Source organism: Ferruginibacter sp. HRS2-29 (genome assembly GCF_024343615.1).
GTDB lineage: Bacteria > Bacteroidota > Bacteroidia > Chitinophagales > Chitinophagaceae > Ferruginibacter.
Genome location: NZ_RJUB01000162.1, coordinates 1 through 14,605 on the forward strand (window position 1 = coordinate 1; position 14,605 = coordinate 14,605).

General features: G+C 45.2%; 13 protein-coding genes. 5 read left to right on the forward strand and 8 right to left on the reverse strand.

Features of this window, described 5'->3' with window-relative positions; all coding sequences use genetic code 11:
- Positions 1-169: 169 nt before the first annotated feature.
- A complete protein-coding gene (locus tag EGI32_RS20115; RefSeq protein ID WP_255157461.1) occupies positions 170-1,339 on the reverse strand; it encodes a DUF1624 domain-containing protein in 1,170 nt (389 codons plus the stop codon).
- A 176-nt stretch (positions 1,340-1,515) separates the two neighbouring features.
- Between EGI32_RS20115 and EGI32_RS20120 the strand changes: the two genes are divergently transcribed.
- The gene (locus EGI32_RS20120; protein ID WP_255157462.1) at positions 1,516-2,361 is read left to right on the forward strand and encodes a cyanophycinase; all 846 of its coding nucleotides are present in this window, start codon (positions 1,516-1,518) and stop codon (positions 2,359-2,361) included.
- Between the two features lie 83 nt (positions 2,362-2,444).
- Here the strand turns inward: EGI32_RS20120 and EGI32_RS20125 are convergent, their stop codons facing one another.
- The 5 genes from EGI32_RS20125 to lpdA form a co-directional block, all read right to left on the reverse strand.
- Positions 2,445-2,681 (reverse strand): hypothetical protein, encoded by a 237-nt coding sequence (locus EGI32_RS20125; protein ID WP_255157463.1) that lies wholly within the window; start codon positions 2,679-2,681, stop codon positions 2,445-2,447.
- A 27-nt stretch (positions 2,682-2,708) separates the two neighbouring features.
- Complete coding sequence (locus EGI32_RS20130) at positions 2,709-3,176, reverse strand: VOC family protein (RefSeq protein WP_255157464.1); 468 nt, start codon at positions 3,174-3,176, stop codon at positions 2,709-2,711.
- A 130-nt stretch (positions 3,177-3,306) separates the two neighbouring features.
- Positions 3,307-3,879, reverse strand: a complete 573-nt coding sequence (locus tag EGI32_RS20135) for a pentapeptide repeat-containing protein (protein ID WP_255157465.1) — start codon at positions 3,877-3,879, stop codon at positions 3,307-3,309.
- Positions 3,880-3,885: 6 nt separating this feature from the next.
- A complete protein-coding gene (locus EGI32_RS20140) occupies positions 3,886-4,278 on the reverse strand; it encodes an iron chaperone (protein ID WP_255157466.1) in 393 nt (130 codons plus the stop codon).
- Positions 4,279-4,455: 177 nt separating this feature from the next.
- Complete coding sequence (lpdA, locus tag EGI32_RS20145; protein WP_255157467.1) at positions 4,456-5,844, reverse strand: dihydrolipoyl dehydrogenase; 1,389 nt, start codon at positions 5,842-5,844, stop codon at positions 4,456-4,458.
- Positions 5,845-6,097: 253 nt separating this feature from the next.
- Between lpdA and EGI32_RS20150 the strand changes: the two genes are divergently transcribed.
- A complete protein-coding gene (locus EGI32_RS20150) occupies positions 6,098-6,583 on the forward strand; it encodes a TlpA disulfide reductase family protein (protein ID WP_255157468.1) in 486 nt (161 codons plus the stop codon).
- Positions 6,584-6,768: 185 nt separating this feature from the next.
- On the opposite strand, the gene purE is transcribed toward EGI32_RS20150, so the two are convergent.
- Positions 6,769-7,245 carry a 5-(carboxyamino)imidazole ribonucleotide mutase gene (purE, locus tag EGI32_RS20155; RefSeq protein WP_255157469.1) on the reverse strand — a complete coding sequence of 159 codons (477 nt, stop codon included), beginning with the start codon at positions 7,243-7,245 and terminating at the stop codon, positions 6,769-6,771.
- Between the two features lie 225 nt (positions 7,246-7,470).
- Between purE and EGI32_RS20160 the strand changes: the two genes are divergently transcribed.
- The 3 genes from EGI32_RS20160 to EGI32_RS20170 all read left to right on the forward strand — a co-directional run bounded on the left by EGI32_RS20160 (position 7,471) and on the right by EGI32_RS20170 (position 13,210).
- Positions 7,471-8,556 carry an efflux RND transporter periplasmic adaptor subunit gene (locus EGI32_RS20160; protein WP_255157470.1) on the forward strand — a complete coding sequence of 362 codons (1,086 nt, stop codon included), beginning with the start codon at positions 7,471-7,473 and terminating at the stop codon, positions 8,554-8,556.
- A gap of 136 nt (positions 8,557-8,692) precedes the next feature.
- On the forward strand, positions 8,693-11,902 hold the full coding sequence (locus tag EGI32_RS20165; protein ID WP_255157471.1) for an efflux RND transporter permease subunit: 3,210 nt from the start codon (positions 8,693-8,695) through the stop codon (positions 11,900-11,902).
- Positions 11,903-11,911: 9 nt separating this feature from the next.
- Entirely contained in the window at positions 11,912-13,210 is a 1,299-nt protein-coding gene (locus EGI32_RS20170) for a TolC family protein (protein WP_255157472.1), read from the forward strand.
- 222 nt (positions 13,211-13,432) lie between these two features.
- Here EGI32_RS20170 and EGI32_RS20175 read toward each other — a convergent pair whose 3' ends face one another.
- Entirely contained in the window at positions 13,433-14,557 is a 1,125-nt protein-coding gene (locus EGI32_RS20175; RefSeq protein ID WP_255157473.1) for a 5-(carboxyamino)imidazole ribonucleotide synthase, read from the reverse strand.
- Positions 14,558-14,605 lie beyond the last annotated feature (48 nt).

Below are 14,605 nucleotides of genomic sequence, written 5' to 3' on the forward strand. Positions count from 1 at the left end.
TTTCATTTTTACGAAGTAAAATAATCTGTGTAATCCCCTAATCCATTTTAAATCTGTGATCCCTTCTATGCTTCAATCTTCGCTCAAATTCGTAATTCGTAATTCGTAATTCGTAATTCGTAATTCGTAATTCGTAATTCGTAATTCGTAATTCGTAATTCGTAATTGATCAAATGTATTTCAACCACCACTGCCCATGTTCCATCTTATATTTATTGAACCACTTGCACGGAAGATACAAAACCCCCACTACGGATATCCAGATGAGGTATACTACCGGTAACCCATAGCCGAAATTACGTGGCCTGAAAAGGAATGGCGGATCGCTGGCAATCTGCGACATACCATAACCGCTGGCGAAAAAGACAATGACCAGCAGGAAATGAAGCAGGTAAATATGCAGGATGTAGTAGAAGAACGGCACGCGGCCATAAATGCTGACAACATCCGTCCAGCGGGCTTTTATGTTTTCAAGAAGCGCCAGTAATATCATTCCCGGGCCAAGAGTCATGCAGGTGTATTGCAGCGAAGGTGGGTATTTGCTGGTATCGAGGAACGAAAGTAAACTATGTTCCCCATTGACCCATCTGCCCGGATCGCCATAACCTTGGAGCAAACGGCTTACAATAAATAGCACGATCATGGCGGAACCTGTAATCAGTAACAATTTTTTCCTGCGACTGGCATCCATCTCTTTCACAAACCAACGGCCCATTGCATAACCGGTGAACATGATTCCTGTCCAGGGCAGAATTGCATAAAATGCACCGATGAAATGTGCCGGACCCAGTGGTATGATCGTGCCTCTTGCGGTAAAAAAGACTTTCCATATATTGGCTGCAAAGCCTGTAGCAGGAAGGTTGGCATAATCCAGTGCATTGTGCCCTACCACCAGCAGTAGCCCGATCGGCAGTATGAGTTTACCGGAAATACGTGTCAGCAAACCAAGCAGGATCATACTGCAGCCGATAGCCCATATTACCTGCAGCATGATGAAATTGTAAAACGGGTTGAAAAATATGCCCAGTGTTACGATCACTATTTCCACTATCACCAGCCAGATGCCACGTTTTATGAGGAATGCGGAAGCCTCTTTCCGACTTTTGTTTTTGGAAGAAAGGAATGCGGAGATACCTGATAACAATACGAATATCGGGGCGCAATAATGCGTGATCCAGCGGGTGAAATACAATGGGATGGTGGTAGTTTCCGGATTCATCGGATCGGCAGTGATCGCGCTGCTGTGAAAATAATCCCGGGTATGATCCAGTGCCATGATGATCATTACCAGTCCGCGAAGTATATCGATGGAATTGATACGGTATTGATTTTTTTGCATGCAGAAAGATAATAATTAAATGGATAATAGTATAATGGATAATGGTATAATGGATAATGGTATAATGGATAATGGTATAATGGATAATGGTATAATGGATAATGGTATAATGAATAAATTTATAATGATCAATATTATCCATTGTAACATTATCCATTATAACATTATATTCATGTATGCTTAAAATCATTTCTCTGCTTCTCATAGCAGCATCTTCACCGGTGTTATTGCTGGCGCAAAAAAAATCCCCGCAGGGGAACCTGTTTATTATCGGTGGCGGCAATCGCGGGCCTGAACTGATGAAAACCATGCTGGACGTGGCGAAGCTGTCACCGGCAGATTATATCGTGGTATTGCCCATGGCAAGTGAAGAGCCGGACAGCGCATTTTTTTACATGAAAAAATCATTGGAGGGGATAACTGCCAACGTGATGGTGTGCCTGAGATTCGACAGCAACGATGCTCCGGGATCCCGGCTGGATTCTTTGGGGAAAGCGAAGCTGATCTTCATTTCCGGTGGTGATCAGTCGAGGTTCATGAAATCGATAAAATATACTCCGGTTGCATCTGTTATCCAACAGGCATATAATAGCGGGGCAACCATCGCGGGTACAAGTGCCGGTGCTGCGGTGATGAGTAAACAGATGATCACGGGAAAAGAGCTCATCAGTAATACGGGTTACAATGCTACTTTCAAAAAGATCGTAAAAGGGAATATCGAATTTGAACCCGGGCTTGGGTTATTGAAAAACGCCATTGTAGATCAGCATTTTATTGTGCGCAGCCGCTACAACCGTTTGATATCAGCACTTTCAGAGCATCCGGATCAACTTTGTATCGGCATCGATGAAGCCACCGCGATCATTGTAAAACCTGGCAACAAAATTTCCGTTACGGGAGAAGCCCAGGTGTTGGTACTTTCAAAACCACGTAATACAGGGATTACCGCCAAAGGATTGATTTATGCCGGGGAGATAGTGATGAGTATTTATGTAGCAGGACAGGAATTTGCGATCAGATAATCTATGATCTATGATGTCTTCTGGTCAGAAGAATGTTCATTTCATTAATGTCCTTTAATCAGAAGGAGATCATACATCATAGATCATACATCATAGATCAAAGTAGCTTCATATCCCATTTCTTCCATCATCTTAATCACAGGAGCAGCGGCTATCTCTCCCGATCGGCTTTCGATCCGCAGTATCCGGTCACAATCATGCAGGTCGAAATTGGCAAGATATGCTGTGAATGCCGCATGCAGCCGCTCCACGATCATATCGGCTTCGGCACGATCGTATACATCGGTTCGAAAGATCTCTATGTTGGGCAGGGAACGCATGAAGATTTAATCACTCTGTTTTGTTTGTCAGTAATCGTAATTTACCATCCATTGTATGCCGAATTTATCGGTGAGCATACCAAACAGGGCGCCCCAGAACATTTTTTCCAAAGGCATATCCACCTTGCCCCCTGCCGACAAGCCATCGAACAGTTTATGCGATTCTTCTTCGCTTTCGGTATTCAAAGAAATGGAAATATTGGTGCCCGTGGTAACCTGCGGCATAACGCTTGGCACATCCGTACCCATCAATATTGAATTAGAGGAGATCGGCAACGCTACATGCATGATGCCTTTTTGTTCATTCAGTGGAATATGCTCACAGCCCGGTGTGCCTTCGAAACGCTGGAGTGTAGTGAATTCGCCGCCAAAAACGGATCTGTAAAAGTTGAATGCTTCTTCGGTGTTGCCGTTGAAATTCAAATAAGGATTTGCTGTTGCCATGATGAATGCTTTAAAATAGATGATCGATACATCAAAGTTATTCCGTTGCATCCGGAACGTATGGGGCTAAAGAAGACTTTGAAAGGGGCAGGAGGGACAAAGAGGTGGATAATGGATAATTGATAATGAGTTCGAAAGAGTTGACGCGCTGAGTGCTTTTTTACTAATTATCCATTATCATCTAGTCTATTTCAATATCATATTTATCCAGTAGCCCTGCAATTCCATCCGAAGAAAATTTCGCCTTTTTTATCCTGTTAAGTTCCGGATCGATGGAGTAGTGGAGGGCTGTGCGGAAGTCAGCCTGCTCCAGGTTGGTTTCATCAAACACGGAGCCGGCGAGGTCGCAGTCTTTGAAAATGGCTTCTGTCAGATTAGCCTCGGTGAAATCCACTTCGTGTAAAACACAATCATCGAAGAAGGTGCCTTTCGCTTTAAGTTTATAAAACGAAGAAAAATTGAGGAGGCATTTTTCAAAGCGAACTTCAAATAATAATGGTTTGCATTGATCGAAGCGTACGCCTAATAATTTGCAATCATTGAAGGAAATATTCCGCCAGGCTGTATTCGCCGAATTCACGAGACTGAAATTGCAGCCGCGGAAACTGCATTCTATAAAATTCACCCCGCTGATGTCGGCATTGGAAAAATCACAATTGATGAACGTGCAGTTCTCGTAATCGCCTTCGGCAAGTTTTTGCTCCGCGAAAGATTGGGTGTCGTATTCTTTATCGACGATGTAAACTTTTTCCATCAGGCGCTATTTATTCTTTTTCTTCAATCTTTTTGCTTCAGTCTTCCCGAGGTTTTCCTGTATACGAAATGCTACGATCTGCTTCACGAGGTCCAGCGGCAGTGGCTTATCCAGCGGAAACTGCACGGAACCTTTCGCATGTTTATAACCAGCGATCTCTTTCTTGAAATTTTCTATTCCCGAAGCGCCGGGATAAAAACCGATGTGGCGCTCGTAGCCGGCAAAATACACCAGCGGGCCATGGAATTTATAGGCCGGCATCTGGTAACCGATGTATTCTTCCGCTCCCGGTGCAGCTTTGCGGATGGTGGTGCGCAATTGCTTCAGCAGTTTTTGCGTAGCTGCAGGAAAACCGGTGATATAGCTTTCCACGTCTTTGATGTCTGGCCTGGAGATCATGGGAGGAAGTTTCACGCAAAGTCGCAAAGATTTCGCAAAGAGGCAAAAATTATAATAAATTCCTTTGCGCCTTTTACTTTCCTCTTTGTGCCTTTACGGGAAATAAAAAAAGGACTACAGGTTTCCCTGCAATCCCTTTCTTCTTCATGCTTATAAAAAGTTGTCACATCTGCCAACTTAAATGTCGATTGCTTCGCCATAAGCTGCAGCAGTAGCTTCCTTCAGCGCTTCGCTCATGGTCGGGTGCGGGTGAACAGCGTTCATCAGTTCATACCCGGTAGTTTCAAGCTTACGGGCAACCACGGCTTCCGCGATGATCTCCGTTACGTTCATACCGATCATATGACATCCGAGGAATTCACCATATTTCGCATCGAAGATCACTTTTACAAAACCTTCGGTGGCGCCTGCCGCCACAGCTTTTCCGCTTGCTATGAATGGGAATTTGCCCACTTTTATTTCATATCCTGCTTCTTTGGCCGCTTTTTCGGTATATCCTACAGAAGCTATTTCCGGAGAAGTATAGGTACAACCAGGGATATTATTGTAATCCAGCAGGTCTACTTTATGACCGCTCAGGTGCTCAGCAGCATTGATACCTTCTTTGGTAGCCACATGCGCCAACGCCTGACCAGGGGTACAATCCCCGATAGCGTACAGGCCCGGTACATTTGTCTGCTGGTAAGCATCCACCACGATCTTTCCTTTTTCAGTTTTTACACCCAGTTCTTCCAGGCCAAGATTTTCAAGATTGGCAACGATACCTACAGCGCTCAACAGGATATCGGCTTCCAGCACCACTTCGCCGTCGGCAGTTTTTACGGTAGCTTTCACTCCTTCGCCGCTGGTATCCACTTTGGTCACTTCACTGTTGGTCATGATGGTGATACCTTGTTTCTTGAACTGCTTTTCCATTTCCTTGCTGATATCTTCATCTTCTACCGGCACGATACGCGGCATGAACTCAACGATGGTCACTTTGGTACCCATGGTATTGTAGAAATAGGCGAATTCGCTTCCGATAGCGCCGCTACCGCAAACGATCATGCTTTTTGGTTGCGTAGGCAAAGACATTGCCTTACGGTATTCGATGATCTTTTGACCATCGATCTTCATGCTCGGTAATTCCCTTGCACGGGCACCTGTTGCCAGGATGATATTTTTAGCTTCCACAGTTTGTTTGCTGCCGTCTGCTGCTGTTACTTCCAGTTTATTGGCTGCTACCAGTTTACCTGTACCCATGATCACATCGATCTTGTTCTTTTTCATCAGGAACTGGATGCCCTTGCTCATTTTATCGGCTACGCCTCGGCTGCGGGTGATCACTGCCGGGAAATCAGCCGTAGGATCGGCGATGTTCAGTCCGTAAGTGCTTGCATGTTTGGTGTAATCAAAAACCTGCGCGCTTTTCAGCAATGCTTTGGTAGGGATGCAACCCCAGTTGAGGCAGATACCGCCCAACGACTCCTTTTCAACGATAGCTACTTTTTTGCCCAGCTGGCTTGCCCTGATTGCAGCAGGGTATCCGCCCGGGCCGCTTCCTAAAACTATTACGTCGTATGCCATAAAAATGTATGATTTGATGATGTATGTTCAGTGAACTGAATTTCGTGTGCAAATTTAGTTTGAAATGGGGGATTAGCCAAATTTAGTGAATAGGGAATAGTCAATAGTGAAACCTTCGATAGGTTGTTCATGAAGGCGGGTTTTAGTCAGATTTTTATAGAACTGTTTTTGAAAAGCTTCGGTTGACTTTATAAACGTTAAAGTTTTGACTATTGCCTATTCACTATTGACTTTTCGAAGTTACCTTTGCCCCATGAAAAAAGCATTCCTCATCCTCTCCCTCATCACTTTATCCATAGCGGCCAACAGCCAATCCATCAAAAAGTATAAGATCACCGATATTGAAAAATACATCGCCACTTCAAAAGATTCGGTACTGGTGATCAATTTCTGGGCTACTTTCTGCAAACCATGCGTGGCAGAAATACCATCGTTCATCAAAGTAACGGACCAGTATAAACACCGTGGCGTGAAACTATTACTCGTAAGCCTCGACCTGCCGGCATTTTACCCCGCAAAGATCGCCAGCTTCGCAAAGGCGCACAATTTTACCTCCACCATCGTGTGGCTCGACGAAACCAATGCGAATTATTTCTGTCCGAAGATCGATCCTAAATGGAGTGGATCCATCCCGGCCACGTTGATCGTCAATAAGAAAACGGGGTACAGGAAATTTTTTGAGGAAGAAATGGAAGAGAAGAAGTTTGAAGAAGAATTGAAGGCTGCCATAGGAAACTAGAGAGCGATCACGGATTTTAAATTGATTAGGCGATTACACAGATTATATTTTGCTGGCGCAAAATAAAAATGCAGTTTATAAAGTAATTCAACTTTTATAAACTGCATTTTTATTTTTACGAAGTAAAAATCATCTGTGTAATCGCCTAATCAATTTAAAATCCGTGATGCTGATCTTTGATATCTTTATTTGATTCCCTTAAGCACATCCAGTTCGAGCTGCTTTTTATATCCATCCAGTTTCTCTGCTACCACATTATCATTCGCGCCAATGATCTGTGTAGCCAATATCCCCGCATTCCTGGCCCCATTCAATGCTACCGTTGCCACCGGTACTCCGCCCGGCATCTGGAGGATAGACAGTACCGAATCCCATCCATCAATGGAATTAGACGATTTTACCGGCACGCCTATCACCGGCAGGCTGGTATAAGCAGCCACCATGCCAGGAAGATGTGCCGCACCGCCTGCCCCGGCAATGATCACCTTCAGTCCGCGGCCACGGGCTTCCATAGCATAAGTACGCATACGGTCGGGTGTGCGATGCGCCGAAACGATGGTGATCTCGTACGGTATTTCAAACTGCTGAAGCATTTTTTCGGCTTCCTGCATCACAGGCATATCGCTCTGGCTGCCCATTATGATCCCTACTATTGGTTGCATCGGGTTATTTTTTACGCAAAGAACGACAAAAATTCTACATGTTTGTAATAGTTTAGGGATTAGGGAATAGAGTTTAGTGTCCTGACGCCGAAACTCTGATCCCTAAACACTAATCTTCCTGTTATATCAACTTTAAATCATATCTCGCTACCATTCATATTATTGCGCCCGGCTTATCTTGGCAAACTGTTTTATATTTGGCTTAATATTTATTAAATAGATGTAATGAATTATCCTTCTAAATTCCTGGCAGCCGTATGCTCGCTGGTGATCTTGTTTTCTGCCTGCAAGGGCAAATCGAAAAAATCGGATAAGCCGAAAGAAAATCCTCCTACTGTAGTCGACGTCATGATAGCCCAACCTCAGCCCATCAGTAATGTAGTGGAAGCCAATGGTACCGTGCTGGCTGGAGAATACGTAGAACTTCGGCCTGAAGTAAGCGGCCGCCTCACCTATCTCAACATTCCGGAAGGTAAGCCTGTGGCAAAAGGGCAGGTTCTGGCAAAGATCAACGATGCCGATCTGCGTGCACAGATCGGCAAAAGCAGGGTGCAACTCGACCTCGCCATTAAAACTGTAGAACGTTATAAAAAACTGGTGGACGTAGGCGGGATCAATCAGAGTGATTACGACCTGGCAGTGAATTCCGTGAACGGTTACCGGGCGGATATTGCCTACACTGAATCGCTGATCGCTAAAACGGTGATAAGGGCGCCTTTTTCAGGTATCGCCGGTTTAAGGCAGGTGAGCCCGGGCGCTTATGTATCGGCTGCCACCATCCTGGCTACCATCCAGCAACTCAGCCAGGTAAAGATCGATTTCACTTTGCCGGAAGCTTATGGCAATATCATCAGGATCGGTTCAGATATCGACGTTTACCTGAATACTGATACCGCTACGGATAAAGTAAAAGCAACCATCATAGCGATGGAGCCGGGTGCCAATACGGATACCCGCAACCTGAAAGTAAGGGCAATGCTGGACAAAGGTACAGTAAGCCCGGGGGCTTTCGTAAAAGTGAAGATCGATGCCGGAAAGAACAGGAATTCCATAGTTGTGCCTACCAATGCTATCATTCCGGATGACAAAAGCAACCAGGTGATCGTAGTGAAAAACGGGATCGCCAATTTCGTAAATGTACAGACCGGCAATCGCGAAGCGAATACGGTAGAGATCATTTCGGGACTGAACCAGGGAGATTCCATTGTGGTGACCGGTGTATTGTTTGCCCGTCCGAAAAGTAAATTAAAAGTACGTGGGGTGAAAAAGATCAATGAGCTGCAGCCGGCAGATTCCTCGAAAGCACAATAAGTAAATGGATAACGGAATAATGGATAATGGATAATTTTCCCGAGAGAAAAACCTTTCAATATTTGTACTGCGTTCCGGCTGAAAACATTATCCATTATCCATTATAAAATTATCAATTTAAAAACCTACGGTTTTTATGAATATATCAGAATTATCACTAAGAAGGCCTGTAGGTGCAGCAGTACTCAACCTGATGATCATCCTGTTCGGTATTGTCGGGTTTACTTTCCTGGCCATCCGCGATTACCCTGCTATCGATCCGGCGGTGATCAGCATCAGCACTTCTTATACAGGTGCCAATCCTGATATCATCGAGAGCCAGATCACGGAGCCGCTGGAAAAACAGATCAATGGTATCCCGGGGATTAAAACCATCACTTCCTCCAGTTCGCTGGGTAGCAGCAATATTTCCGTGGAGTTTGAGCTGGGCGTGGACCTGGAAGCCGCGGCAAGTGATGTGCGTGACAAAGTAGGCCAGGCCAGCCGCAGCCTTCCGCAGGATATCGATGCGCCACCGGTGGTGACAAAAGCTGATGCCAACAGTGATTTCATCCTGATACTGGCCGTGCAAAGCCGCACCAAAGGCTTGCTCGAACTGAGTGATTATGCAGAAAACGTGCTGCAGCAACAGTTTCAGACGATCAATGAAGTGAGTTCGGTAAATATATTCGGGCAAAAAAGATACGCGATGCGCCTCTGGCTCAACCCGGATAAGATGGATGGTTTCGGCGTTTCATTTACCGATATCCGTACAGCACTCAATACCGAAAATATCGATCTGCCGCCCGGCAAAATTTATGGTAACAACACCGAGCTCACCATCAAAACAGTCGGCAGGCTAACATCCGAAAAAGAATTCCAGGATCTCATCATCCGCGAAGACAGTGCAGGAATAGTGCGATTGAAGGATGTGGCAAGAGTGGAAATAGGCCCTGAAACGCTGGAACAAAGCTGGAAATACAATGGTGTTAACGCGGTAGGGTTGGTGATCATTCCGCAACCCGGCGCCAACAATATCCAGATAGCCGATGATTTCAACAAAAAACTGGAGCAGATAAAAAAGAACAATAAGTCGGATATCGAAATGAATATCCTGCTCGACAATACCAGGAATATACGGAAGTCCATCAGCGAAGTGGAGGAAACGCTGTTCATCTCTTTCGGGTTTGTAGTACTCGTGATCTTCTTCTTCTTCCGCGACTGGCTTATCGCCATTCGTCCGTTGATCGATATCCCGATCTCGCTGGTAGCCACTTTCTTCATCATGTACATTTCCGGGTTCTCGGTAAATATATTGACGCTGCTCGGTATCGTACTGGCCACGGGACTTGTGGTGGATGATGGTATTGTGGTCACGGAGAATATCTTCCGGAAAGTGGAAGAGGGGTTACCGATCAAACAGGCGGCGCTGGAAGGAAGCAAGGAAATTTTCTTCGCGGTTATTTCCACTTCCATCACACTGGCGATCGTGTTCCTGCCCGTGATCTTCCTCGAAGGTTTCATCGGGCGGCTTTTCCGCGAATTTGGTGTTACGCTGGCCGCAGCAGTATTGATCTCGGCATTGGTATCACTAACGATCACGCCTGTACTGAATGTGGTGCTCAGCCGCAAAAAACCAGGCCATGGAAAATTCTACATGAAGACGGAACCGTTTTTTCAGGGAATGGAAAACGGGTACAAACGCTGGCTCACGGGTTTTCTCAAAGTGCGTTGGATCGCATTGCTGGTCATAGTGGTTTGTGGTGGAATGATCTGGCTTATCGGGGGAAGCCTTCAGAGTGAGATCGCGCCGCTGGAAGACAGGAGCAGCATACGTTTTACCGTTACTGCACCTGAAGGAACGAGTTACAGTAAAATGCAAAGGACGGCGGATGATATCAGCAATTACCTGTATGATTCAGTTCCGGAGAGGGATTTCGTTTTTGCCCGTACGCCGGCAGGTGCCATCAATAGTACGCAACCCAGGTTGGCGCTCGTTGATCCGGGAGACCGCGATCGTTCGCAGAATGATATAGCAAATGACCTGAACAGGAAAATGGCGCGGTTCAATGATGCAAAAATATTTGCCATCCAGGAACAGACGATCGCCGTGGGCGCCGGTTCCAGGGGGAGTTTGCCGGTGCAGTTCGTTCTGCAAAACCAGGACCTGGAAAAAATGAAGGAAGATATTCCTAGGTTTTTGGATGAAGCCAGAAAGGATAAGACATTCTCTAACGTGGATGTGAACCTTAAATTCAACAAGCCTGAAATTGAACTGACTGTCGACCGGATGAAAGTGAAAGATCTCGGTCTTTCTTCGCAGGACGTGGTATCGGCCATTCAATCCGCTTTCAGCGGAGGAAGGCTGGCATACTTCTTAAAAGATGGCCGGCAATATTCGGTGATCGCTCAGGTAGAACGAAGCGACCGGGATAAACCCGATGATATTTCACGCCTGTATGTACGCAACAACAAAGGCCAGAGCATACCATTGAGTGCCGTAATAAAACTGGAAGAAAGCAGCAGCCCGCCTTCGTTGTATCACTTTAACCGGTATAAAGCGGCTACTATTTCCGCATCACTTTCCGAAGGACATACAGTGGGAGATGGTATCAAAGCGATGGAAGCCATCAGGTCAAAGATCCTCGATGAGTCTTACCTGACGGCCCTTTCGGGGCCTTCGAGGGATTATTCGGAGAGTTCCTCAAATATCCTGTTCGCTTTTTTACTGGCATTGGTATTGATCTATCTTGTATTGGCTGCGCAATTTGAAAGTTTCGTAGATCCACTCATCATCATGATCACGGTGCCGCTGGCATTGGCGGGTGCATTGTTAAGCCTTTCGATATTTGGCCAGACATTGAATATATTTTCCGAGATAGGCATGATCATGCTTATAGGACTTGTAACAAAGAACGGTATCCTTATCGTAGAATTCGCGAATCAGAAGAGAGAAGAGGGCCATACAAAATATGAAGCCATTCTGATCGCTTCGCAACAAAGGTTGCGCCCGATCCTGATGACCAGCCTTGCTACTTCGTTTGGTGCATTGCCTATTGCATTGAGCCTTGGCGCTGCCTCTACGAGCCGTGTACCATTAGGGATAGTGGTAGTAGGGGGTATCATTTTCTCTTTGATACTTACGTTGTTTGTGATACCTGCCATGTACACTTTCCTTTCCAGGAGCAAGCAGCATCAGCATAAGGAAGTGGATGAATTTACTGGTAAAAAGATCGTTTCTGAAAAACATGAGACAATACAGCCGGAAGTTGTGGATGAAAACACGACACTATCAGATACGGATGATCAGAAAAAAAATACAGACGATAACGGAGCATTTTCAAAAGAGGATGTGCCCGGAAAATAAAAACAAGGAATGAAAAAGAAATTTTTTCTAATAAATAGTTTTATTGTTTTCGCCTTTGGTGCAAACGCCCAATCCCTGCAATTGCAGGATGCGGTTAACATTGCGCTCAAAAACAGCCTGGATATTCAACTGGCAAAAAACAGGATAGAAGCGGACAGTATCCTTAACCACATCGGTGTTGCCGGTGGCTTGCCCCTGGTTACCGGTACATTGAGCGATAATGAATCGATCACCAGTGTAAACCAGAAACTCAATACTGGTGCGGAGATCAGGCGTAACAATGCAGCGACCAATAATTTTGGTGCAGGCGTTACCGGTAGTATTCTTTTGTATAATGGAGGAAGGGTAGTAGCTACCAAAAAACGCCTCGGTGAATTACAATTGCAAAGTAAGGAACTGCTCAATTCACAGGTGCAGAACATACTGGCAGATGTGATGCTTGGTTATTATGATGTAGTACGCCAGCAGAATTATATAAAAACGATCGAGCAGTCGATCGAAGCATCCAACAAACAGCTCGACATTGTGAAGATCCGTCGCGAAGTAGGCCTGGCTAACAATGCGGATCTTTTCCAGGCGCAGATCGACCTGAATGTATTACAGCAATCAAAGCTTGCACAGCAATTGGTGATCGATCAGGCGAAAGCCGAATTACTTCGGCAGCTTACATTGAAAGCGGATTCAGCCATCACCATAAATGATACAATTCTTGTAGATAAAGGCGTGCAGCTGGAAAATATCATGAACAGCCTTACCAAAAATGCGGATATCAAGGCGGCGGAAAACCAGATCAGGATCAATGAACTGATCGTAAAAGAAACTGCGGCACTGCGTTACCCTTCTGTGAGGGCTACTACGGGCTATAATTTCAGCCGGAACCAGGCAGCAGCCGGTAACCTTTTGCTCAATCAGAATTTTGGCCCTACCGTCGGTATAAGTGTGGCGATACCTATTTACAATGGCTCTGCATTCCGCCGTCAGCAAGAGGTTGCGAAGATCGATGTACGTAATGCAGGTATACAGAAAGATATATTGCTCAGGGATTACAATGCCGAAGTGGTGAAACAATTTCATGCTTACAGCAACACTTTGAGCCAACTGGATACTGCCGTGCAGAATTATCAGTTATCAGAAAAATTGCTCGACCTGGCGCTCCTGCGATTTGAATACAAACAAGCAACTATCGTAGAAGTAAAAAATGCCCAACAGAGTTTCGTAGAATCAGGCTACCGGTTGGTAAACCTGAATTTTGCGGCTAAGTCTTCCGAAATACAATTGAAGAGACTGGCAAATACACTTACTTTTTGATCTAAGCCAAAGGGGATCGCAGATTTCAAAGGGATGGAGGGGATTGCACAGATTATTTTTACTCCGTAAAAACAGAAATGCAGTTTGTAAGATTTTTACTAATCTTACAAACTGCATTTTCGTTTTGCGCCAGCAAAACAATCTGTGCAATCCCCTTCATCCCTTTGAAATCTGCGATCCTTGCTCGCTTCAATCTCCGCTCAAATTCTTAATTCTTAATTCTTAATTGGATATTACCTTAATTACGTGCTTAATCTGATTCGCTTTATGCAGCAATTCCTGCTTCTCGCTGCTCAGGATCGTAATATGCCCCATCTTTCTTCCGGGCTTTGTTTGCGTTTTGCCATAAATATGAACAAACACATTATCCATTGCCAGCACTTTATCAAGACCATCGTACACAGCCGGCCCCGAATGTCCGGGTTCGCCGATCAGGTTTACGATGGCTGCAGGAAGTATATGATCCGTATTTCCCAATGGATAGCCCAGCATGATGCGCCACAGCATATCGAACTGGCTGCTGTAGTTGGCTTCGATAGTATGGTGGCCGCTGTTGTGCACCCGTGGCGCAGTTTCGTTTACCCATACGTTATCATCGATATCGGCAAATAATTCTATCGCGAATATACCCGGACTTTTCAATTGTTTAACCACTTTCAACGCGATGGCTTCGGCTTTCCAGAAAACTTTCTCCGGCAATTCAGCCGGGCTGATCTGGTAGTTGAGGAGGTTGAGGCGCTGGTCAAACACCATGTCGACCGGCGGATAAATGGCGGTCTCACCGTCTTGCGATATCGCAATGATCACCGCAATTTCCTTTTTGATATGCACCAGTTTTTCAAGCACCGAGGGGGCATCAAAACCTGAAGGGATATCTTCCGTTTTTTTCAACAACTGAACACCTTTGCCATCATATCCGCCAAGGGCGAGTTTATGTGCCGCCGGTAAAAAATCTCCATGACCCTGTAATTCCGAAAGGTTATTCGTGATCACAAAATCGCTGGTGGGGATCTCGTTTTCTTTGTAAAACTGTTTCTGTAAAATTTTATTCCTGATGATCCTTAACGCCGAAGGCTTCGGTAAAACTTTCACGCCTTCTGACTCCAGTTTTTCCAACGCTTCAAGGTTCACGCTTTCAATCTCTATAGTAAGTACATCCAGGCCTTTGCCAAAATTATAAACATCATCAAAATTGGTGATATCACCTTTGGTAAAATGCCCGCAAAGATGCGCCGCCGGGCACTCTGCATCGTTTTCCAATACATAAGTTTCAACAGGATAATTGGCAGCTGCCTGCAACAACATCCTTCCCAATTGCCCCCCCCCTAATATGCCCGCTTTTTTCATTTGGCAAATATAAGAGAGGAAGAATAATTAAAATTAAGAATTAGAATT